We start from the raw sequence: 21,158 nt of genomic DNA on the forward strand, positions 1-21,158 counted from the left end.
TGTTGGAAAGGACGCGATGAGCGACGAGGAATCCCTGCCGATTAGCACCGTTTTCGAGGAGACGGTCGCCGTCAGCGGCCCCCCGAAGGCGGCCCAAGCCGAGCAGCGGGTGCGCATGCCGCGGTCGTTCGAGTTCGCTCGCGCCGTGATCGGTGAACGCCGGTTGTCTGCGTGGCTAGTGCCCGTGTCGGACTTCGTGGGGCAAAATTTCTTGGCCGTCACCGGTGCCCTGTGGGGCGTAATGGTGCTGTCGGCGCTGGCCGGATGGCTCTGGCCCGGCGTGATCAGCTACGGCTTGGTGGCCTTCGTCGACTACCTGGCGAGCCGCGAACTGCGCCGCGACACCCTGCTGCTGCGCCGGATGGGTGCCGCGAGCCACGTCCGGCACTTCATTCGCGGAGTGCTGCTGCTCGCCGTGTTCGCTCGAATCGAGCAGCCTGCGCCGGCCCTGGCCTGGACCGCGGTGCTGCTCACCATGATCCTGATCCAGTTGGTGCACGTAGCTGGAACCGCCTGGCTGGCCTCGAAACAGCCCCCGCTGCTGTATCACCCCGAGGGTGGGCAGCGTGCCTCCACGCTGGCCTTTGCCAAGCTGTACCGCCAGTCGAGCTGGACCCCCAAGTGGCTGATTGCAGCCGACATCGTCGTCGCCGTGCTGTTGGGCGTCGCGGCCACGGTGGGGGTGGGCTGGGCGGGGACGCTGCTGGGGGCCTGCGTCATCGTGATCGGCCTGGCAGCCGTGGTGGCCGGGTACGCGCTGCGGCTGCGCCGATTGGGCTCGGAACAGTCGGTGGCGGCCATCACCAAGGAGGTCACCGACGAGCTCGACGTGTTGGCTCCCGAGGTTGTGGTGTATATGTCGGCCGACGCGGGGCAGGCACAATACATTCTGAACCAGTGGGTGCCCACCATCGAGAAGCTGCACCAGAAGGCATTCATCATGGTGCGCGAGTCCAGCCACCTCGAATCTATCCGGCCCACCACTCTGCCGGTGGTGTACGCACCGAGCACCCGGCACTGCGAAGAACTCACCCGGTCGAGTGTCAAGCTGGCTTTCTACTTGGCCAACGCCGGCAAGAATGTGCACCTGCTGCGCGAGGCGCGGCTCAAGCACGTGTTTCTGAACCACGGAGACAGTGACAAGTCGACCTCGGCCAACCCGGTGGCCCGGGTGTACGACGAGGTGTGGGTGGCTGGTGAGGCCGCTGTCGAGCGGTACGAGGCGGCCGGTATTCACATGCCGCGCAAGCAGTACGCGATCGTTGGACGCCCCCAGGTCGAGCAACTCAAGGTCGGACCGCTGAACACCGACGGGCCGAAGGCGATTCTGTACGCGCCCACCTTCGAGGGCTACTACGAAGAGTCGAACTACTCCTCGCTGGAGCGCATGGGTCCACAGATGATTGCACGGATTCTTGCCGAGTACCCGGGCACCCGCATCATCTTCAAGCCGCACCCGGCCAGCGGAGTGCAGCGGCCGGGCATGGTCGAGGCTCGGGTGGCGATCGTCGATATGTTGGCCAAACACCCCGGCCAGCACCTTTATGTCGGGCCGGAGTCCGAACTGACCCTGTACGAGTGCTTCGACATGGCCGATGCCATGATCAGCGACATCTCGAGCGTGGTGACCGACTATCTGTACACGGAGCGTCCGCTGGTTACCTCCAACCCGCGCCGGTTGCCCCGCGACCTGTTCTTTCACACCTTCCCGACCCAGCAGGCCTCGTACATCATGGAGGGCGTCCTGGAGAACTTCAACGAGGTTATGGACGATGTCCTGGGTCTGGATTCGCAGCGCGAGCAGCGGGTCGCGGTGAAGAAGTACGTGCTGGGCGATCACCCCAATGGCCCCACCGCGACCTTCGTGGCTGAATCCGACCGACTCACCGTCGAGGCCACCGAGCACGCGGCGAGCATTCGCAACGAGTTCCGGGTGAAGTCCTGATCGTCGCCGACAAAGCCCTGGCGGCTAACGGAAGCGTTGCCTTTTCGTAGGTCGAGCTTGTCGAGACCTCAGATAGTGTGCCCTCACTAGGGGTTTCGACAAGCTCAACCAGCGAAGGATGCGCTGACCAACGGCAGCATCGCGGGTTCAGCTTGTCGAAGCCCCTTGCCGCAGGGGTGTATCTGAGGTCTCGACAAGCTCGACCAGTGAAAATCAGCGGTTCCCCAAGTGCTGACGACAAGTGTCGACCGCGACCGGCGACCCAGGATCAGAGCCGTCGCAGGCCTCGTCCATCAACCGCATTCCTGCTGCAGCGAGGCCGGTAACTCGCCGCCGGTGATCGCCGGCCGCCTATCAGTGCCGCACGTTCACGACGAGCGGCTCTTGGGGTTGCTGGGTGTCGAGCGAGTGGGACGGCTTACGTAACGAACTGGGCCAGGGCACGAGTGCCCTGGCCCAGTTCGTTACGTCAACACCGCTGGAGTCGCCCCGCGATTCCTACCGTGACTGATCAGTTGGGAACGGTGTGGGTGCCGACGCTGTCGCTGGCGCCCGCCGCGGGGACGGTGTACTTGGTCGTGACCGAGGTGGACCCCTTGCCCACCAGCGAACCGTCGATGCGCAGGTAGACCGTCTTGCCGGGCGGCAGCCCCTGAAGGGTGAAGTTACCGCTGCTATCGGTGGAGTCCTGCGCCACCACCTCGCGGTCGTCGGTCCAGGCTGTACGGGCCGCGACGAACACGTCGCGCAGATAGCTACCGGCCTTCGAGCGCACTCGGCCGGTCAGCGTGCCGCCGGCGGTGATCGCCACGCTGGTGGCGGTCACCGGGGTGCTGCTGAGCACGACCGTCACCGAGGTGGCGTCCTCCCGGGCGTATGCCTTGCCTGAGGTGTCGACCCACTGGGTGGTGTAGTTCCCGCTGCCCACGTAGGCCAACTGCACGTAATATTTGCCGGGCCGAACCTCGAGCTTGTACTTTCCCGCACTCGACACCGGAACCTGCGCGTTCACGTCGCCGGTGCTCTTGGAATATGCCACCGCCACGTAGTCGCTCAACACGCTGCTGCTGGCTCCGGTGAGGGTGCCCGCGATGAAGCCCATGGGCGAACGAGTCTTGGCCATGGTGGCCTCGCTGCGATCGCTCACGGCGACCGTGGTGACCTTGCCGGAGGCGTCGGTGACCTTCTGCATCATGCGAATGCGCACGTAGTAGTTGGTGTTGCTGTCCAAACCCGTCACCGTGCCCGAGGTGCCCGACGACAAGGTGGCGTAGGAGGCATTCTCGGTCATCTCCTGGTTCTCGGCCCAATAGGCCCGGAACACATGCTTGCTCGCGTCATAGCCAGCGGGGGCCGTCCACTTCAGGCTGACGCTCTCGTGATCGGTTTCGGTGACGGTCAGGCCCGTGGGCTGGTCGTACATCGGTGAGGTGGTGCCGTCCGCCAAGGTGACCGTTGTGGCATTGGTCGACTTCGTCGCACTCACCGAGGAATAGCCGCTCACTCGAATGCCGGGCAGGTCGGTGTTGCCGGTCACCGGCAGCCGGTTGGCCACGGTGAATTTGTAGCTGACCCCGGACTTGAGGCCGGTGAACACCGTCGAGCCGTCGAACCCGTACTGGTATTTGGTGGCCTGGCCACTGGCCTTGGCCCGCAGCACATAGCCGGGGGAACCGGTTACCGTGCGCCAGGTGACCTCGACTGAGGTCTTGGTCGCGTTGGCCGCGTGAATCTCGACCGGTGCGGTGTAGCTGAACTTCGATGTCTTCACCTTCACAGCCGACGTCACTGCTCCGGTGGAGGTGCCGCTGCTGGAGGCTGCGCTCCACGGCTCCACCCACACGTAGTAGGAGGTGGACGTGCTCAGGCTCGACAGCGTGAGCGGCGACGCGGTGACGTACTTCGAGGACGCCTTGCTGCGGCTCGAACTGGTGCCGTAATAGACCCGGTAGGCGGCGGGCGTGCCCCCGCTGGGTGCCTTCCAGGTGACCGTGACGCCGTTTGATCCCGTGATCTTCTTGGCGGTCAGGCTGGTGGGCTGGCCGAAGGCGGCGAGGGCGGTGGTCGACGGGGCGACCAGTCCCAACGAGACTGTCAGTGCGCCGATCAGCGCCATGATCACAGTGCGACCGAACATGTGGGTCTTGGCCTTGTCTTTCATGGTGGTGGTGGTCGAACTCATTACGTGCACGCCTCGTTCTCTTGGTTCAACTCGTTCCAGCCGGCCTGGTAGACGCCGATTACCCGGCGCATGTCTTCTGCGGTGGCGGCATTCGCGCGCCGGGTGTCCATGGTGATCACGTGCTCTTCGCTGTAGCGCAAGCCCGAGGTGGTCATGTTGGCGGTGCCGAACATGGCTCGTCCAGCGTTGCTGGTGGACGGCGTGATCAGGATCATCTTGGTGTGAATGGGCACCGAGGTGCAGCGCACCATGCTGGTGGCCTTGTACTTCTTCAGCACCTTCACCACGTCTTTCGACACGGTCTGCGCGCCACCCTCTTGCGACAACAGGACCTTCACATCGCAACCGCGCTTCTTGAGGCTGATCAGGGACTTCACCAGGGTGAGCGCCCGGGTGATGGTGAGCCGGTACATAGCCACCCGGATCTTGCTGTCGACGTTGCAGTCCACGTCGTCGAACTGGGTGGTGTAGTAGTCATCGACGCCCTGCGGCTGGGGGCTGAACGACACCGAGGTACCCCGGCCCGAGTCGGTGTAGTGCCGGTACAGGGTGTCGGTCCAGATGCCGCGCAGCTTCTTCAGTGTGGGCTTCACATCGCCAACAGTGACGAACTTGCCGTTCTTACAGTTGGTGCCGCCGCTGTACGAACCGCTGCAGACCTTCATGTTGGCGTAGCGGGCGGCGAAGTTGTCATACAGCTTCTGGTCGTCGTAGATCAGCGACGCTTCCTGCCAGTAGGTGCGCACCTGGCTACGGGCGAACTGACCCGACGAACTGAAGACGGCGGGGTGTACCGCACCGTCGCTCTCCCACACCGTGTCAGAGATGGTGACGAACTTCTCGTGGTTGATGGCGAAGGGGAACACCGACTTCTTATTGGTGTTGAAGCAGCCGTTGTAGCACCAGTAAATGCTGGCAATCTTGGTGTCCACTAGGCGCTTGATGATGTTCGCCTTCGCCGACGCCGGGGTGATGCTACCGCCGTCCATCACGAAGCCGATCGACACGTTGCGCTGCTTCTTCACGTACTCCATGGCCCGCCAGATGATCTCGCTGTCGGACTCGGGACGCTCGGTGGTGCCGATCGCTCGAATGAAGTACATGCCGACCATGATGGTGGCGTTCTTCTTGGCGCCACAGATGATCTGGGCAAGGCGGTTGGCATAACTCCAGGGCGTCTGGTTCTTGGCGTCCAGATACCCGCGGTACTCCATGTCGTCGGTGTTGAAGAACGCTTCGAAGGCGCGCGGCGTCTCGGTGAGCGTGGGGCACGAGCTCAGGTCTTGGGGCACCGCCTTCGCCTCGCTCGTAGTGTCATCGATGGTGAACGTGATCGCGCTGGCCGGCGTGAGTGCCAGCCCGCTGATCAGCACGGCGACGCCGAGCACGGCCATCAAACGCTGCGTCCACCTGGTTCGGTTGGCCGAAAGCGGCATCCATCCCCCCATTAGTTGTTTGCGCCAACAGGTGATTTGCGAATATTGACAGCAAACCGCGTGGCGCGTTATCAGTACTTCCTCAGGCATGGTAGCTGACGAATCTGTGGCCTCCGGACGGGCGGAACGGGGCACTCACGCCTGCGGGTACTGTGGTCACCGACGTCCGACGCGCCGGCCATCAGGGTGCCGCGCAGCGGGAAAGGAAGATCTCGCATGCGACTCCGTGGGCTTCTCGGGGCACTCGCGGCTGCACTACTGCTCGTGCTGGTGGCGCCTCCGGCGCCGGCTCATGCCGAGGACGACTACCTGGTCGGCAGCGATCCGCAACCTCGACAAGAACTCAACGACACCCCCGGCTGGGTCACGCTCGCCTTCAAGTCGAAGGCCAGCGCCAAGCTCGCCAAGATCATCGTTCTCGACGCCAAGGGCACCAACGTCACCAGCGGCGCGCTCATCGTCGAGGGCACCAACGTCACCACTCAGCTATCTTTCGACCTGCCCAAGGGCACCTACAGCGTGTATTACCGCACCAGTGGCACCGATGGGAAGCCCCGGGGCGGTGCCTTCCAGTTCGCTTATGGCAAGGGTGAATGGACCGCGCTCGACAAGGAGGTGTGGGTCGGCGAGGCCGAAGAGCCACCGATCATGAGCAACCCTGACCCCAACGCGTCCGTTCCCGGCGTGCCTAGCGCGTCGACAACCGAAAGTGCGACGACCCAGCCGTCTGAGTCGGCCGATGCTACCGCCGCCGCGGTCACCAGCCCCACCGATGCCCCGTCGGGCGAAAGTGGATCATCGCCGGCCGGGTGGCTGATCGCAGCCGGCCTGGTTGCAGCCGGCTTGCTGGGCTGGGCGGCGGTGTTGTTTGTGCGGCGCAAGCGCAGCCCGGCAGCCGGCGGCACGAACTCGTCCGGCGGCGACCCGGGCGAGTTCGGAGCCTGAGTGTCCGGTTCGCGCACGGTGCGCTGTGGATCTTCCCCGACAGCGGGCCGTGGCCCCAGATTCGAGGCAGCCGCTCGGAGGGTCGCGTCAGGCCACCCGGCCGCGAAGGGCAATGGCCCCCGACCGTGCGCTTCATAACCCCACCCTTTTTGCTGCGATAATCGATGCATTCGATACAGCGTCCGACGAGCCTGTCATGCCGTACCCACGCGGGCGGGCACGGACGCGGATTTGCCGAGGAGGCACGCGTGCGGGTTATCACCTACGGGACGTTCGACCTGTTCCACGAGGGGCACCGACGGCTGCTGGAACGGGCCAAGGCCCTGGGTGACTACCTGATCGTCGCGGTCACCACCGACAACTACGACGACTCTCGGGGCAAGCTGAACGTGCAGCAGACCTTGATGGAGCGCATTCGCAACGTGCAGAACACGGGGCTCGCCGACGAGATCATCATCGAGGAGTACGAGGGCCAGAAGGTCCAAGACATGCAGAAGTACAAGGTCGACATCTTCGCCATCGGCAGCGACTGGCTGGGAAAATTCGACTACCTCAACGACTACACGAAGGTGGTCTACCTCGACCGCACCAAGGGGGTCTCGAGCACCGAGTTGCGCAACGAAGCCGGGGTGTTGCGCGTCGGGATCGTGGGCGCCGGACGCATCGCGGCGCGATTCGTCGAAGAGGCTCGCTACGTCAGCGGCGTCAGCGTCGAGGCGGTGTACAGCCGCAACCACGGCCGGGCCGCCGACTTCGCCGAGCGCTGCGAGCTGCAGTGGGCCAACGAGTCTTTCGACGACCTGCTGCAGCATGTGGACGCGATCTATATCGCATCGCCCCACTCCAGCCACTACGACTACGCCAAGCAGGCCATCGAGGCGGGGGTGCACGTGCTGTGCGAGAAGCCGATGACGCTCACCAAGCAGGCGACCGCCGAACTGTACGCCCTGGCCTCCGCTCGGCAGGTGGTGCTGGTCGAGGCAATCAAGACCGCGTTCGCCCCGGGCTTTCAACGCATGGTGGCGGTGGCGCGCATCGGCACCATCGGCACCGTCCGGTCGGTGGATGCGACGTTCACCAAGCTGGTCAGCGAGGGCCGCGAGCTGCACGGCGATGAGGGGGGCAGCATTTCCGAACTCGCCACCTACCCACTGGTGGCGATCGTCAAGCTGCTCGGCACCGATTTCACCGATGTGCGCACCTACAGTTACCGCCCCGAGGGTGCCGAGGTGGAGCTTTTCAGCCGCATCGACGTGACCTACCCGCACGCGATCGCATCGGCCCGCACCGGCATCGGGGTGAAGGCCGAGGGTGACCTGGTGGTGGCCGGCACCCGCGGCTACGTCTACGTGCCGGCGCCGTGGTGGAAGACGGAGTACTTCGAGGCCCGCTTCGAGAACCCGGGCAAGAACAAGAAGTACTACTACAAATTCGACGGTGACGGGCTGCGCTATGAACTGGCCGAGTTCGCCTGGCTGATTCGCAACTCGACTCCGGAATCGTTCAAGCTGCGGGCCGCCGAGTCGATCGCTATCGCCGACATCATCGAGCGGGCCCGCGCTCAGGCAACCATCATCAGCTGAACGGACTCAGATGGCTTCGAAGCTCGACTTCTACAAGCGCGCGCTCTACCACGCGCTGCGCGCCGTCAACGATCGCCCCGATTCGGTCGTGCACAAGGTGTATCGCGGCTCGCTGCTGGCGTCGCGCCGGGTGGTCAGCATGGTCACCCGCAAGCCGGTCGCCTGGATCGCGCAGTTGCAGTCGGCGCGCTGGCTCGACGACCACCGCTTCGAGATCACCGGCTTCGCTTTCGAACGCGGCATTGGCTTTGAGAACGCCGCACCGACCGTCCGGGTATGGCTTCAGGGCCGTGGCGGGCTCCGTATTCCCGCCCAGGTCGAGTTTCGCCGCGACATGGCTGCCAGTGCTCGCACCAAAGACAGTGACTTCGACTACTCCAACACCGGCTTCCGCGCCGTCTTCGACCTGTCTTCGTTGTTCGCCCACGAGCCGGTGACCCTGCGCACCATGATCAGCGTGTCGGGCGAGGGGCGCACCCGGCGTGGCGGCTTCGAGAAGCGCTTCGGCGGCGGCTCGGCCCGGTTCCCGTCCACCCGCATCGCCCTGGGCAGCCAGATCGTGCCTTGCTGGGACCGCGAGCTGGGACTGCAGTTCGAGGTGCGTCGCCCGGCCGCCGAACTGGTGTCGGGGGAGTTCCACGGGCGCAGGGTCGAACTCACGGTGCGCGGCGCGGGCATCACCGGGGGTGCGCTGGTCAACGAGGGCACGTCCGTGGCGTTGCGCATCGCCGCCGCGACCGAGGATGAGGTGCGGCTGACCGGCGAGTTGCCGACGCCGGTCGTCGCGACGAACTCGGGAGGCGGTCATCTGGCCGAGGACGTGGACGGTCAGCACGGCTGGTTGCCGCATGTCTGGTACCGGGCGATGGTGACGCACAGCGGCGGAGGAACACACCAGGTCGCCAGCACTGCGGAAGAATGTGAGTTGGACAACGGTGGAGATCTCACCGGGTATCTGCTCGATGGCGGTCTGTGCGTACGCGACACCCCGGCGTCGCTGGTGGTCACCTCAGCGGTTCTTGAGACCGAGCCCGACCTGGTTGTGCGGGTAACCGGGCGGGTGCGCGGTGACGTCGAGGGTGCACAACTGTCGTTCGTCGGGGCTCACCAAACACTGTCGGTGACCCTCACGCTGGCTGATGGCCGGTTTGAGGCGTGCTGCCCGCTGATGAGCAGCACCTGGGGCCGGCCGCCGCTGCCGCCGAAGGCGAGCGCTTTCACCCTGCGTGGGATCACCGCGACCGGGGAGTGGTTCTGGGTCGGCACCGACGCACGCCTGATCGACGACCTGCCGCAGGAACTGGAGCATGAATTGTTCCGGTTCCGGTTCCAGACCGACGGCGCACGTCGGCTGCAGTTTCGGGTGAAGGCACCCCGCGCCGACGGCGAGTTGGGCTTCTACCATCAGCGGATGCTCGAAGAGAATTACCGCAAGACCACCTTCGAGCCCGAGAACAGCATCTTCTTCGAGTCGTTCTACGGCCGTAGCGCCGCCTGCAACCCGCGTGCCCTCGATGCGCTGATCGCGCGCGAGCACCCCGAGATCACCCGCTATTGGGGCGTGATCGACAACTCCGTCGGCGTGCCCGAAGGGGCAGTTCCGGTGGTGTACAACACCAAGGCCTGGTGGGACGCCCGTGGCCGCTCGCGCTGGGTGATCGCTAACGACTGGCTACGCAACAAATTCAAGCATCAACCCCACCAGGTGGTGCTGCAGACCTGGCACGGTTCGATGTTCAAGCGCATCGGCCTGGATCGCCCGGGTTTGGACAAGATTGTGGAGTTGGCGCTGAAGCGGGAGCGCAACAACTGGGACCTGCTGCTCAGCCAGAACCGGCACAGCAGTGAGATCTTCCGCTCCGCCTACGCGTGGCAAGGGCCGATCCTCGAAGAGGGTTACCCGCGCAATGACGCGATGGCCGACGGCGACGGCGTTGCCGTTCGTGAGTTGCTGGGCATTCCGCTCACCGACACGGTCGTGCTGTACGCGCCGACGTGGCGCGACGACCAGACCAAGGCAAAGTTGCTGCTCGATGTCGCTGCGCTGGCGGCCGAACTGGGTGAGGGGTACACGGTGCTGCTGCGCGGCCATACCCGCACCTTCGAGTCCAGTGAGGCGGTGACGGCGGCGCACCTGCTCGATGTGACCACCTACCCCGATATCACCGAGTTGTTTCTCGCCTCCGACGTGTTGGTCACCGACTACTCGTCGGTGATGTTCGACTTTTCGGTGACGGGACGTCCGATGATCTTCTTCGTGCCTGATCTGGACGACTATCGCGACAAAATTCGCGGGGTCTACTTCGACCTCGAAGAGGTGGCGCCCGGCCCGGTCATCTACTCCCAGGAACTGGTGGTACCCGCCATCCGGTCGGCAGCCGAAGACCGAGCCACGAGGTATGCCGACTCCTACGCTGCCTGGCAGGAACGCTTCAATGCTCACGACGACGGGCAGTCCTCCCGCCGGGTGATGGAGCGCCTTTTCGCCACCGAGCCACCCCGGCTGAAGTAGCAGCCGAACAAGGTGGTCGGCGGCCAGGGCCGGTCGCGGCCCACGGCTGATCGAGCCTGCTCAGCGGCGCGGCGGCAGCGAGTCGCTGCCGTGCACCGAGGTGCCGTCGGTGACCCAGGTTTCGATCCGGCCATCGGGGTACAGCTCCACCACCCTGAAGCCGCGAAACGTCGTGCCCCAGTGCCCGCCGGCGTGCCCGTCGAACAGGTAAGGGACGCCCTCGGCGGTCTTCACCCCGGCTTCGTCGTGGTCGTGACCGTTCAGCACCGCCGCCACGTTGCGGTACCGACCCAGCAGTTCCACGGTCGCGGGGCAGTCGATGCCCCACTTCGTCCAGGTGCGGGGGGTGATGTGAAACGCGACTATCACGGGGGCGTCGCCGGCGGCGTCCAGTTGCTCGGTGAGCCAGGCACCGTCGGCGCACAGGTAGTCGCCCGCGGCATTCGAGGTGCCCGCCGCAATGATGCGCACCCCGTTGGCGCTCACCGTGTGGTTGAACCCGTGGCCCCACAGGTCGCGCCACTGCTGTTCGGTGGCGCCGTCGTGGTTGCCCTGAACGGGCAGCAGCCGAGGCTGCACACCCTTCAGCAGGTCGCGCAGCGGGGCCAGCCACTCGGCTTCGTGGGCCAAGTCGCCGTTCAGAACCACCAGGTCAAGCGGGGTGGCCGCGTGCTGGGCGTTGAGTCGCTCGATCAGCTCGGTGGCGAACTGGTCGTAGTCGGTGCCGTGTTCGCCGTAGTGCAGGTCGCTGGCGGCGGCCAGGCGTAGAACCGGAGTGGGGAGATCGGTCATCGAGGGTGCTCCGCTCGGGGTGCCGGAGGGCGAGGCGGGGCCGGATGTCGCAGCGCCGGACGGGCCCTCGACTGCTCCCGGGGCGCAGCCGGCCAGGGCCCCGGCGGCGCCGCCCAGCAGCACCCGGCGAGTGACCACCACACGAGGAACGTTACCCGACCGGGTGCGCTCAGGGCAGGTAGAGCGTGACCCGCACCATGTTGTGATCGGAGGGCGGCTTGGCCGCGAATGTGCCCGCGGCGGTGACGTCGACGACGGTCTGCCACTGCTGCACCCGCACGCTCGGCGACACGTACACGTAGTCGATCACCGATCCGTTGATGTAGGCCGAGCGTGGCGGCGACTTGGTCAGGTTGTTCTTGGTGTTGTACTCGGTGCCCACGCGGCTCTCGACGGTTGCCGAGCGTGCCGGAATTGTCGATTTGTAGGTGTTGCCCAACGGGTCGAGGTAACCGGCATCGGTGATCACGTCGTAAGGGGCGTTCGACGGACTGGCGTACTTGCTCGACTTGAAGTCGCCCAGGATCACCACTGGCAGCCCCGAGGTGTTGTGCTTCTTGATCTCGGCGAGCAGTTCGCTGGTCTGGGCCGCCCGGAGTTTGTAGTGGTAGGTCGAGCCGGACGCGTCGTCATTGGGATCGAGGTGGGTGTTGGCCACGAAGAACCGTTTGCCGGACGACTTCTGCTTCAACTCGGCCCAGGCCATGAACCGTTTGGTGTCGGACGGGTCCTGCGCGTCGTACTCCAGCGAGCCCTGGCGCAGCAGCGCCACCCGGTCGACGTTGTAGATGATCCGGACGTCGTGTGAGGCGCCCCGGTTCTTCACGGTGCAGTTGTTCGGGCTGGTCGACTTCTCACAGTTGTAGCGATAGGCGTTGGTGAGCGCGTAGTTCGACCCGAGCAGTTCCAGCAGGTCGTCGAATTGGGCCTTCTTCGTGCCGTCCGCACCGGTGGTCAGGCCTGGCGAAGCCTCTTGCGCACCGAGCACGTCCAGATTCTGCGCTTTGATCGCGGCGACCAGCGAAGCACGCCGGGTCGACCACGGGTAACTGCTGTTGCAGTTGGCGCACAGCACGTTGTAGGTGGCGGCCCGCAGCGGCACGATGGCTTCGCTCGAGGTGGTCGTCACCTTGAGTCGGGTGCCAAAGGTGGAGGTGGCGGTGCCTTTGCTGTTCTTCGTGCGCAGCTTGAACCAGTAGTTCGTGCTCTTCTTCAGGCCCTTCACGGTCAGCGTCGTGGCTGTGGTGCTCAGATAGGTGGGGGCAGAGATGGCGGCGTCGGTGCCGTACTTCACCTGGTAGCGGGCGGCCCCCGAGCGGGCTTGCCAGGTGAGGGTGACCGAGTCGGCGTCGTAGGCGTCGGCGCGCAGCCCGCCGGGGGTGAGTGTGGTGTAGCTGCTTGCCGAGCTTTGGGTGCGCACCGTGCTGGTCTTGCCATACTTGCTGAGCTTGCTGCCGGTGGTGCGAGCAACTGCCACCTTAACGTAATAGGTGGTGCCGGCTTTCAGCCCGGTGAGTTCGGCCGTCGGTTCGCTGGTGCGCACGTACTTGGGGGAGGTCCACGACTTCGACGTGGAGTACTTCACCAAGTAGCGGGGCGCACCCCACACGGGCGTCCAACTGATCGCCACGGCAGTGGTCGACACCATGCCCTGGGCCGGCGCGCCGGGGGTAACCCAGGCCGACTGGGCCTTGGCCGGGCTGACCAGCAGGCCGCCGGCGATGATTGCCAGGGCCAGCAGCAGGTGCACCGCGCGGTGCCCGACGGCAGCCACACCGGTGCGCGCAGCGGCTGACGCTCCGACGGAATCACGCCCGCACGGGTCGCGGAGAACAATTGCCATGACGGTCTTCCAATCCGGGGCTGGTGTCGCACCAGTGAGGATGGCCGCGGTCGTCTCGAACCGGGCCGCGACCAGTGCCGACAGCACGAGTTGAGCGACAACCGGGCGTAGCAGACGTCAAGGCAGGGCTCCTCGGGGGCGAGGGACGGGATTCGTCCTTCGCCAGACGCTATAGGGAGAAAAGTCAAGCGTCACTCGCACTCTCAACCCTTGGATGAGTTTAAGAAAATGCTGAGTGGACACTCAGGGCAGTAGAACGGTGGCCCTGATCAGGTTGTGATCGGACGGCGGCGTGCCGATGAACCGGCCGGCCGCGTTCACCTTGAGCACCGTCTCCCACTCCAGCACGCGCATCTTCGAGGTGAAGATGTAGTCGGGGTTCGAACCGTTGACGCCGTCGGTGCGCCGGGCCTGGGGTTGCAGGTCGTTGTAGCTGGCGAACTGGGTGTTGATGCGCTTCTCGACCGTGGCGCCGCTGGTGCTGGTGGTCGAGTGGTAACTATTGCCCAGCGGGTCGATGAAGCCCGCGGCCCGCATGATGTCGTAGGGGCCGTTGGTCGGCACATCCCACTTGGTGGAGTTGTAGTCGCCGACCGCGATCACCGGCAGGTTGCCGCGGTGCGCGGCAATCGTCTGCGCGACTTTGCGCGCCTGGGCGTTGCGAATGGTGTAGAAGTGCCGCGAGCCGCCGGAGTCGTTGCGCGGTTCCAGGTGCGTGCTGGTGAACAGGAACCGCTTGCCGTTGATCGTGTGCTCGAAAATCGCCCAGGTGATGAACCGGTCGGCACCGAAGCCGGGCACGTCGGCGAGTTGTCTCGAACCGCTGCTGATCAGCCGCACGGTGGCCGTGTTGTAGATGATGCGCACCGCACCCGACGCGCCGCGGTCGGTGCTGCGGCACTTGCGGTCGGTCTTCGAGTTACGACAGTTGAATCGCACCAGGTTGGTCATGCGATAGCCGGCCGGGGCCACCAGCCGGGCCAGGTCTTCGAACTGGCTGGTGTGGGTGCCCTTCAGTTCGGCCACAGAGGCTTCCTGGATGCCCACCACGTCGAGCTTGGCGTTGATGATCGTGTCCGCCACGCCCTGCCGGCGGGGGCTCCAGGCCCGGCAATTGGCGCACTGCACGTTGTAGCTGGCCACCCGCAGCGGGTCGCCGTCGGGCGTGGTGGCGGTGGTCGGCGCGCTCCAATCGCTGACCGGGGTCTTGCCTTTCAGTAGCCGGGCCCGCACCGTGTAGACGGTCTTGGCCTTGAGGCCGTTCTTGACCAGTTTGGTGCCGCTCGGCCTGGTCAGCTTCGCCTTCTTGCCCGGAGCCTTCCACTCCAACTGCACGGTGGTGCCCTTGGCCGGTTTGAGCCACGAAACGGTGACGCTCACCGACGAGTTGGTGGTCACCTGCGGCAGCGGAGCATTCAGCGGGTAGGGCGTGGTCACGGCGAGTTCGGACGACGGCGCACCGATCGGCGTGCCGAATGCGTCGAGCGCCTCGACCTGCGCCCAGTACCGGGTGTTGGCGGCCAGCCCGCTGACCAGAGCCGCGGCACGGGTACCGGTGACCTCGTGCAACGCCGGGCCGCCAGCACTGGTGGCGAGTCGTAGCCGGTAGCCGACGGCTGCCGGCAGCGGCGTCCACGAGAAGGCGATCATGGTGGCCCGGGCGTTGGCCGGGCCGAAGCTGAGCGGCACGGGGCTCGGAGTGGGTGTCAGGGTCGGATCTGCCGACGGGGCGATCGGGGTGCCCGCCGGGGCCGTCGCGCTCGGGCTGGAGGCTGCGTCCACCGAGGCGGAAGGTGGTGGCTCGACCGTGGGATCGGCCGATGCGGTGCCGGGGTTCACAGCGAGCGAGAGCACGGCGAAAAGCACCACGAACGGTGCATGCCAGCGAAAGCTGCTCATCGGTCCCCCCCAAGTCCGTAGAGCGTGCCCCCAGGCTATCAGCGGGGAAGGGGCCCAGGGCTTCACCGAAAACAAGAATCTGCTGAGAGGTTCCCCAGGTAAGGCTGTCGAGTCGGGCCCGACAGCCCCACCTGCCGAACCTGCTGAGTGTCGCGTGCGCCGCTATAGGTTGTGGGGGTGCATACCGCAGCCGCGCCGCAGTCACTCACCGATGCCCAACGGGAGCGCTACCGTCGCAACATCGACGTGGTCGGCATGGGGGAGCCGGGGCAGCTACGGCTGCTGGGCTCCACCGTGCTGGTGGTCGGCGCCGGCGGGCTCGGTTCGCCCGTGATCACCTATCTGGCTGCCGCCGGCGTCGGACGCTTGGTGATCGCCGACGGCGACGTGGTCGAAACCGCCAACCTGCAGCGCCAGGTGATCCATTCCGGGGCGCTGGTCGGGGTGAACAAGGCGATCTCGGCGGCAGCCCGGGTCGCCGACCTCAACCCCGACGTTGCCGTCGATGTGGTGCCGGCGATGGCCACCGCCCGATCGCTGGCCGAACTGCTGCCGGGCGTCGATCTGACCATTGACTGCTGCGACACCTACACCGCCAAGTTCATGGTTTCCGACGCCTGTGCCGCGGCCGGCGCCCCGCTGGTCTGGGGCTCGGCGGTCGGCGTGCAGGGGCAGGTTTCGGTGTTCGGCGTGGCCACCGACGACACCCGGCCGGTCTGGCTGCGGGACCTGTTCCCGTCCGAACCCGAACCGGGCAGCTATCCGCTGGCCACGCAGATCGGGGTGCTGGGCGCCGTGGTGTCGCAGGTCGGGTCGGTGATGGCCACCGAGGCGATCAAGCTGCTGGCCGGGTTCGGGCGTCCGCTGGCCGGACGGCTGTTGGTGCTGGACGCCGCGGCCGGACGCTGGGATCTGCTGCCGTTGCGTCCCGGACGGCGCTGATGCCCGGCGGGCTGCTTGAGGTCGAGGCCTATCTTGCGCGGGTGCTCGGCCTGGCCGACGGCTTCGATCCACCGGTTGAAAGCGTGTCGCTGGCGGCCGCGACGGGCCGGGTGCTGGCCGCCGACCTGACCGCTGGGGTGTCGGTTCCGCCGTTCGACAACTCGGCCATGGACGGTTTCGCCGTGCGGGCCGCCGACCTGGCGTCGGTGCCCGTGGTGCTCGTGGTGGTGGGCGAGAGCGCGGCCGCGGCCGGGCCGATCCCGTCCGTGGTGCCGGGCACCGCGGTGCGGGTGATGACCGGGGGCCGGGTGCCCCCCGGCGCCGACACCGTGGTGCCGGTGGAACTGACCGATCAGCCGGCCGGTGCCGCGCCGCTGCCGGCCCAGGTCGAGGTGCGCCGGCAGGTGCCCGACGGCGGCAACGTGCGTCGGGCTGCGGACGACCTGGCCGCCGGCGACCCGGTGCTGCCGGCGGGTGCCCTGATCACACCGGCGGCGGTCGGGTCGGCGGCATCGGTGGGGTGGGGTGCACTGCCGGTGTTCGGGGTGCCGCGGGTTGCGGTGGTGTCGACCGGTGCCGAGTTGGTCGAGCCCGGTGCGTCACTCGCCGAGGGCCAGTTGCATGACTCCAATTCGGCCATGGTGGCCGCGTTGGCGGCCGCCGCAGGGGCCGAGGTGCGGTTCGCGGGGCGCAGCGGCGACGACCCCGACGAACTGGCCGCGCTGCTGGCCGCGCTGCCGCCGGTCGACCTGATTCTCACCTCGGGCGGGGTCTCGGCCGGGGCCTACGAACCACTGCGGCTGCTCGGCGCAGGCCTGGAGTTCGTGTCGGTGGCGATGCAGCCCGGCAAGCCGCAGGGCTACGGCCGCATCGGTGGGGTGCCGCTGCTGGCCTTCCCGGGCAACCCGGTCAGTTCGTTCGTGTCGTTCCGGGTGTTCGGACGTCCGCTGATCGATGCGCTGGCCGGGCTGTGTAGACGGGACCGTACCCGGGTCGGTCGGGCGGCTGAGGGCTGGGCCTCGCCGCCCGGACGCCGCCAGTACCTGCCGGTGCGGCTCGACGAGACCGCCGACGGCACGCTGGTGCGGGCCAGCCACCGGCGCGGCTCGGGCTCGCACCTGGTGGCTTCGCTGGCGCTGGCCGACGCCCTGGCGGTGGTGCCGGCCGAGCAGACGGTGGTCGAGGCTGGCGCAACGCTGACACTGGTGGAAGTCTGAGCCGATGCACTTCACCCACCTGGACGACGCGGGCGCCGCTCGCATGGTCGACGTGACCGCCAAGCAGCCGACCGTGCGCGAGGCGACGGCCAAGGGCTCTGTCACCTGCTCGGCCGCGGTGGTCGAGGCGTTGCGTACCGGCACCGTGCCCAAGGGTGACGTGCTGGCGGTGGCCCGGGTGGCCGGCATCGCCGCCACCAAGAAGGTGCCCGAGTTGCTGCCGCTGGCGCATGTGATCGGGGTGCACGGGGCGGTGGTCGACCTAGCCATCACCGACACCGGCGTCGAGATCACGGCCACGGTGCGCACCGCCGACCGCACCGGGGTCGAGATGGAGGCCCTGACCGCGGTAACGGTAGCGGCCCTGGCCATCGTCGACATGGTGAAGGGCGTCGACCGGTCGGCCGCGATCGCGGACTGTCGCATCGTGGCCAAGTCCGGTGGACGCAGCGGCAACTGGCGGCGGTAACTCCCTATCGAGGTCGCCACGGACCGGGGTCGTCAGAGGACAACGCCGCCGGTCGAGCTGGTCGTCGGTCGTCGGGCGAGATGGTCGCGACCTCGGATCGCATGCCCTCACGAGGGGTTTCGAGAAGGGAAGCGCTGATTTTTCGCTGGTCGAGCTTGTCGAGACCTCGATGATGCCGTTCCGGTTAGGGGTTTCGACAAGCTCAACCAGCGAGGGTTGCGTTGGTCAGCGCTTCGTTGGTCGTTGGTCGAGCTTGTCGACCCCCGCAGTCAGTCGGCCCGCGGGTGATCTCCACCGTCCAACTGGTCGAGCACATGAGCGATCAGCGGACCCACCACGGCGACCGCGTCGGCCACGCCGCCCGACGATCCGGGAGCGTTGACCACGAATGCCGGGCGGCCCTTCTTGAGTTGCACGATGCCCGCCTCACCGCGCGACAACACCGCGGTCGGCACGTGCGCGGCACCGCGGCGGCGAATCTCGTCGGCCACGCCCGGCAGCCGGCGCACGAACAGTTCGGCCGTCACCTCGGGGGTGATGTCGCTCGGGGCGATGCCGGTACCTCCGGTGGTGAGCACCAGTCGTGCCCCCGCCTTGATCGCGGCGCGAATGCCGCGCCTGATCGCGGCGGCGTCGTCCGGAACCACGGTGATCGTGGCACGCACCCCGTAGCCGCGGAGTAGTTCGGCTGCCCGGGGCCCCGAGGTGTCGGCGTATTCACCCGCACTCGCCCGGTCAGACACGGTGATCACGGCGCCCACGATTCTCATGCCGTCACGCTACCGGCCCCCTGCGACGGCGGTGCCGCTCAGCAAGTGCCGCGCTCAGCAGGTGGAGTGCTTGGGTAAGAGATTCCGTCAAGTGGGCGCTGCCGTCGCGTAGCAGGCATGGCCTACTGGAGGGAGCTCCAAGTGCTGGTTTTCGCTGGTCGAGCTGGTCGAGGCCTCGGAGGTGCCGGTCTGGTGGTGGGGGGGGACAGGATCAACCAGCGGTTGGTGGAGTGCTCAGCAGGTACAGGGCGTAGTCGAAGTGCCGCCCTTCACGTTCGACGGGCACGAGTTCTTCGGTCACCGGCCCGAGCGCCGCGAGTGTCGCGGCGAGTTCGGGCGCCGGGCCCTGCGACCAGATCGCCAGTACGCCGCCGGGCGCCAGCCGCTGCGTCGCGGCCGCCAGCCAGTCGGCGGCGTACACCCGGGCATTGCGGTCGTGGATCAGAAAGCCGGGCCCATTGTCGACATCAAGCAGAATCGCGTCGAAGACCTCGTCGCGTCGCGGCAGCCACTCGGCGATGTCGCCGTGGTGCAACCGCACGCGCGGTTCGTGTGCCACCCGTTCGAGTTGCTCGGTGACGCCGGCCAGCGCCCAGTCGATCAGCGGACGGGCCAGCTCGACCACGTGCACCGCGCGTGCTCCGTTGGCCAGCAACCGGGCGACGGTGTAGCCCAGGCCCAGGCCTCCCACGGCCACCACACCTGGCCGCGGTCCGGCCGCGTCGGCCAGCGCCAGTTCGCTGGTCACCTCGGCGGAGTCCATGGCGAACACGCCGTTCACGATCAACTCGATTACCGCGCCACGGCGGCGTAGCGCGATCTCACCCTCGTGGGTGAGTGCCCGCGCCAGGGGCTGCCCGTCCATGCGTCGCTACTCGGCCAGCGCGCGGCGGGCGAGAAGCCCGGCCACCAGGCCGTTGGCGTAGCCCGCCAGCACATCACTGGCGTAGTGCTGGCCGGTGTAGAGGCGTGACCAGCCCAGCGCTGCGAGGTAGCCAGCCAGTGCCGCGCGCACCGCCACCTTTGCTGCAGGAGGCAGGGGTGCGGCGAGCCGGCCCGCCACCACCGCCAGCGCGGTCATGGCGCCGACGTGTCCGCTCGGAAAGCTCGAGGTGGGCTGCACGGTGCCCAGTCGATCGAGTGCGGGGCGAGGGCGTCCGACGGCCAGCGAACTGGTCACGTGGGTGGCGGACGCCAGCGCCATCGCCAGCCCCGGCACGGCGGCCCGGCGGCCACGCCCGCGCGCCAGCAACGCCCCGGTCAACGCCACCCCGATGCCGATCGCGAACGAGGTGTCTGAGCTGCGTGACACCGCGGCCGCCAGCCTCGTGGTGCGCGGGTCGCCGGCGCTGCGCAGGTCGTGGTTCAGCCGGTGCTCGGCCGGCAGATCGCGCAGCGGGCCGGTGATCAGCCGTCCGGCCACCACGTTCGCGGCGACCAGTGCGGCGACGCCGAGGGCGGTCCGGGTCGCGCGGGTCATGGTCACGACTCTAGCTTCGATCCACCGATGGCCGGCCTGGCGAGGGGTATCGGCTGGTTGCAGGGCCTGTGTCGGGTCGGGGTTCGGTGGGTGGGGCTCGTCGATCATTAGGTCTTCCCCGTGGGGAGATGAGCAGGTGAGTGCGGGTGTGGCTGCGTGGGTGGATCCGGCTTTCGGCGAGCCCGTTACTCCGGTGAGTGTGTCATCCCGTGGTGTGTGGGGGGCCGTGGCGTGGGGTCATGGTGGTTCGTGGCAGCCCGGGTTGCGTGTTGCTCGTGGGTGGGTGGGTGTGCGGCGATTCGGGAGTTATGGCGCCGGTCGGCGCCCCTTGCGCAGCCCTGCGCGCCGAAATGGGCGTTATGCCTGCCATGGCGGCAGGTCATAACGCTCATTTCGGCGCGTCGGGACAGAATTGTGACGCTGCCGTGGATCAATACGCCCATTTCGCGGCAGGCGCCCAGCAGCCACCGATCGATGGATCGAGGTTCAGTGACCTGTCGCTGTCGTCGTCACTGCCGCACTGCCGCACTGCCGTTGTGGGCAACAATGGGCGGGTGGCAGCCCGTCGACCAAGTCCAACCTTCAGCCAGATGGTGATCGCGGTGGTCTTGCTGCTGCTACCGGTGGTGCTCATCTACTGGTGGTTCAGCCGCATTCCCGAACCCCAGGTGAACGCAGTGGACTGGCAGCCGGTGGTGGCGGCAGCGAAGGCCGAGTCGCCCTACCCGGTTGCTGTGCCCAGCGCGGTGCCCGAGGGCTGGACAGTGGTGCGGGCGCGCTGGACCAAGCTCGGCCATCCGGGCATCAATCAGCAACCGGCGATCGGCAACACCCTGCAGCTCGGGTACCTGACCGAGCAACGCATGTATCTGGGGCTCGACCAGCGCGACACCGATGGGCCGGGTCTGATTCGCGACGTGACCCGCGAGGGCATCAGCGACGGCGAATCGGTGATCGCCGACGTGCCATGGCAGCGCTACCTCAGCCGCGACGAGCGCACCCGCGCTCTAGTGCGCACCGGCGGCGGCAGCACGGTGGTGGTCAGCGGAGATGTGTCCTACGAGCTGCTGGAGACGTTCGCGGCCCTGATCGGCTGACCGTTCCTGTCGGCGATCGAGCTTGTCGAGATCGTGGCCGCAGCAG

At 67.0% G+C, this 21,158-nt stretch carries 16 protein-coding genes; 8 read left to right on the top strand and 8 right to left on the bottom strand.

The genetic code is table 11. The features are described from left to right. Nucleotides 1-16: 16 nt before the first annotated feature. Nucleotides 17-1,945, top strand: a complete 1,929-nt coding sequence (locus QM721_RS00690) for a CDP-glycerol glycerophosphotransferase family protein (protein ID WP_415117960.1) — start codon at nucleotides 17-19, stop codon at nucleotides 1,943-1,945. A 511-nt stretch (nucleotides 1,946-2,456) separates the two neighbouring features. Here QM721_RS00690 and QM721_RS00695 read toward each other — a convergent pair. Both QM721_RS00695 and QM721_RS00700 read right to left on the bottom strand, forming a co-directional pair. Continuing rightward, the gene (locus QM721_RS00695; protein WP_415117962.1) at nucleotides 2,457-4,127 is read right to left on the bottom strand and encodes a fibronectin type III domain-containing protein; all 1,671 of its coding nucleotides are present in this window, start codon (nucleotides 4,125-4,127) and stop codon (nucleotides 2,457-2,459) included. After that, nucleotides 4,127-5,521 carry a phospholipase D-like domain-containing protein gene (locus QM721_RS00700; RefSeq protein WP_415117964.1) on the bottom strand — a complete coding sequence of 465 codons (1,395 nt, stop codon included), beginning with the start codon at nucleotides 5,519-5,521 and terminating at the stop codon, nucleotides 4,127-4,129. The genes QM721_RS00695 and QM721_RS00700 overlap by 1 nt, the downstream gene beginning before the upstream one ends. Before the next feature lie 258 nt (nucleotides 5,522-5,779). On the opposite strand from QM721_RS00700, the gene QM721_RS00705 reads away from it, so the two are divergent. From QM721_RS00705 to QM721_RS00715, 3 genes are all read left to right on the top strand, one after another. Beyond that, on the top strand, nucleotides 5,780-6,508 hold the full coding sequence (locus tag QM721_RS00705) for a copper resistance CopC family protein (protein ID WP_415117966.1): 729 nt from the start codon (nucleotides 5,780-5,782) through the stop codon (nucleotides 6,506-6,508). A 248-nt stretch (nucleotides 6,509-6,756) separates the two neighbouring features. Then, nucleotides 6,757-8,091 (top strand): Gfo/Idh/MocA family oxidoreductase, encoded by a 1,335-nt coding sequence (locus QM721_RS00710; RefSeq protein WP_415117968.1) that lies wholly within the window; start codon nucleotides 6,757-6,759, stop codon nucleotides 8,089-8,091. A gap of 10 nt (nucleotides 8,092-8,101) precedes the next feature. Continuing rightward, a complete protein-coding gene (locus QM721_RS00715; RefSeq protein ID WP_415117970.1) occupies nucleotides 8,102-10,603 on the top strand; it encodes a CDP-glycerol glycerophosphotransferase family protein in 2,502 nt (833 codons plus the stop codon). Nucleotides 10,604-10,663: 60 nt separating this feature from the next. On the opposite strand, the gene QM721_RS00720 is transcribed toward QM721_RS00715, so the two are convergent. From QM721_RS00720 to QM721_RS00730, 3 genes are all read right to left on the bottom strand, one after another. Next, entirely contained in the window at nucleotides 10,664-11,536 is an 873-nt protein-coding gene (locus QM721_RS00720) for a metallophosphoesterase family protein (RefSeq protein WP_415117972.1), read from the bottom strand. Between the two features lie 28 nt (nucleotides 11,537-11,564). Continuing rightward, nucleotides 11,565-13,238, bottom strand: coding sequence for a fibronectin type III domain-containing protein (locus tag QM721_RS00725; RefSeq protein ID WP_415117974.1), 1,674 nt, complete (start codon nucleotides 13,236-13,238; stop codon nucleotides 11,565-11,567). A gap of 243 nt (nucleotides 13,239-13,481) precedes the next feature. Further along, a complete protein-coding gene (locus QM721_RS00730) occupies nucleotides 13,482-15,137 on the bottom strand; it encodes an endonuclease/exonuclease/phosphatase family protein (RefSeq protein WP_415117976.1) in 1,656 nt (551 codons plus the stop codon). A 177-nt stretch (nucleotides 15,138-15,314) separates the two neighbouring features. Here QM721_RS00730 and QM721_RS00735 point away from each other — a divergent pair, with 177 nt between their 5' ends. The 3 genes from QM721_RS00735 to moaC are packed head-to-tail and all read left to right on the top strand — an operon-like array spanning nucleotide 15,315 to nucleotide 17,765. Then, nucleotides 15,315-16,079 (top strand): HesA/MoeB/ThiF family protein, encoded by a 765-nt coding sequence (locus QM721_RS00735; RefSeq protein WP_415117978.1) that lies wholly within the window; start codon nucleotides 15,315-15,317, stop codon nucleotides 16,077-16,079. After that, nucleotides 16,079-17,296 carry a gephyrin-like molybdotransferase Glp gene (gene glp, locus QM721_RS00740; RefSeq protein WP_415117980.1) on the top strand — a complete coding sequence of 406 codons (1,218 nt, stop codon included), beginning with the start codon at nucleotides 16,079-16,081 and terminating at the stop codon, nucleotides 17,294-17,296. Before QM721_RS00735 ends, glp begins: the two co-directional genes overlap by 1 nt. 4 nt (nucleotides 17,297-17,300) lie before the next feature. Continuing rightward, nucleotides 17,301-17,765, top strand: coding sequence for a cyclic pyranopterin monophosphate synthase MoaC (gene moaC, locus QM721_RS00745; protein WP_415117982.1), 465 nt, complete (start codon nucleotides 17,301-17,303; stop codon nucleotides 17,763-17,765). A gap of 269 nt (nucleotides 17,766-18,034) precedes the next feature. On the opposite strand, the gene QM721_RS00750 is transcribed toward moaC, so the two are convergent. The 3 genes from QM721_RS00750 to QM721_RS00760 form a co-directional block, all read right to left on the bottom strand. Beyond that, nucleotides 18,035-18,535 carry a MogA/MoaB family molybdenum cofactor biosynthesis protein gene (locus tag QM721_RS00750; protein WP_415117984.1) on the bottom strand — a complete coding sequence of 167 codons (501 nt, stop codon included), beginning with the start codon at nucleotides 18,533-18,535 and terminating at the stop codon, nucleotides 18,035-18,037. Between the two features lie 211 nt (nucleotides 18,536-18,746). Beyond that, nucleotides 18,747-19,400 (bottom strand): hypothetical protein, encoded by a 654-nt coding sequence (locus QM721_RS00755; RefSeq protein WP_415117986.1) that lies wholly within the window; start codon nucleotides 19,398-19,400, stop codon nucleotides 18,747-18,749. Between the two features lie 6 nt (nucleotides 19,401-19,406). Continuing rightward, complete coding sequence (locus tag QM721_RS00760) at nucleotides 19,407-20,015, bottom strand: phosphatase PAP2 family protein (RefSeq protein ID WP_415117988.1); 609 nt, start codon at nucleotides 20,013-20,015, stop codon at nucleotides 19,407-19,409. 590 nt (nucleotides 20,016-20,605) lie between these two features. Here QM721_RS00760 and QM721_RS00765 point away from each other — a divergent pair. Continuing rightward, nucleotides 20,606-21,112 (top strand): DUF4245 domain-containing protein, encoded by a 507-nt coding sequence (locus QM721_RS00765; RefSeq protein ID WP_415117990.1) that lies wholly within the window; start codon nucleotides 20,606-20,608, stop codon nucleotides 21,110-21,112. Nucleotides 21,113-21,158: the final 46 nt, after the last annotated feature.

This window comes from Micropruina sp., assembly GCF_047602085.1.
Classification (GTDB): domain Bacteria; phylum Actinomycetota; class Actinomycetes; order Propionibacteriales; family Propionibacteriaceae; genus Micropruina.

Excerpts from the sequence above, each read along its gene's own strand:
- QM721_RS00750 (WP_415117984.1), bottom strand. The coding sequence starts at position 18,535 with ATGAGAATCGTGGGCGCCGTGATCACCGTGTCTGACCGGGCGAGTGCG.
- moaC (WP_415117982.1), top strand. The coding sequence starts at position 17,301 with ATGCACTTCACCCACCTGGACGACGCGGGCGCCGCTCGCATGGTCGAC.
- QM721_RS00695 (WP_415117962.1), bottom strand. The coding sequence starts at position 4,127 with ATGAGTTCGACCACCACCACCATGAAAGACAAGGCCAAGACCCACATG.
- QM721_RS00755 (WP_415117986.1), bottom strand. The coding sequence starts at position 19,400 with ATGGACGGGCAGCCCCTGGCGCGGGCACTCACCCACGAGGGTGAGATC.
- QM721_RS00730 (WP_415117976.1), bottom strand. The coding sequence starts at position 15,137 with ATGAGCAGCTTTCGCTGGCATGCACCGTTCGTGGTGCTTTTCGCCGTG.
- glp (WP_415117980.1), top strand. The coding sequence starts at position 16,079 with ATGCCCGGCGGGCTGCTTGAGGTCGAGGCCTATCTTGCGCGGGTGCTC.
- QM721_RS00765 (WP_415117990.1), top strand. The coding sequence starts at position 20,606 with ATGGTGATCGCGGTGGTCTTGCTGCTGCTACCGGTGGTGCTCATCTAC.
- QM721_RS00725 (WP_415117974.1), bottom strand. The coding sequence starts at position 13,238 with ATGGCAATTGTTCTCCGCGACCCGTGCGGGCGTGATTCCGTCGGAGCG.
- QM721_RS00690 (WP_415117960.1), top strand. The coding sequence starts at position 17 with ATGAGCGACGAGGAATCCCTGCCGATTAGCACCGTTTTCGAGGAGACG.
- QM721_RS00700 (WP_415117964.1), bottom strand. The coding sequence starts at position 5,521 with ATGGCCGTGCTCGGCGTCGCCGTGCTGATCAGCGGGCTGGCACTCACG.
- QM721_RS00715 (WP_415117970.1), top strand. The coding sequence starts at position 8,102 with ATGGCTTCGAAGCTCGACTTCTACAAGCGCGCGCTCTACCACGCGCTG.
- QM721_RS00760 (WP_415117988.1), bottom strand. The coding sequence starts at position 20,015 with ATGACCCGCGCGACCCGGACCGCCCTCGGCGTCGCCGCACTGGTCGCC.
- QM721_RS00705 (WP_415117966.1), top strand. The coding sequence starts at position 5,780 with ATGCGACTCCGTGGGCTTCTCGGGGCACTCGCGGCTGCACTACTGCTC.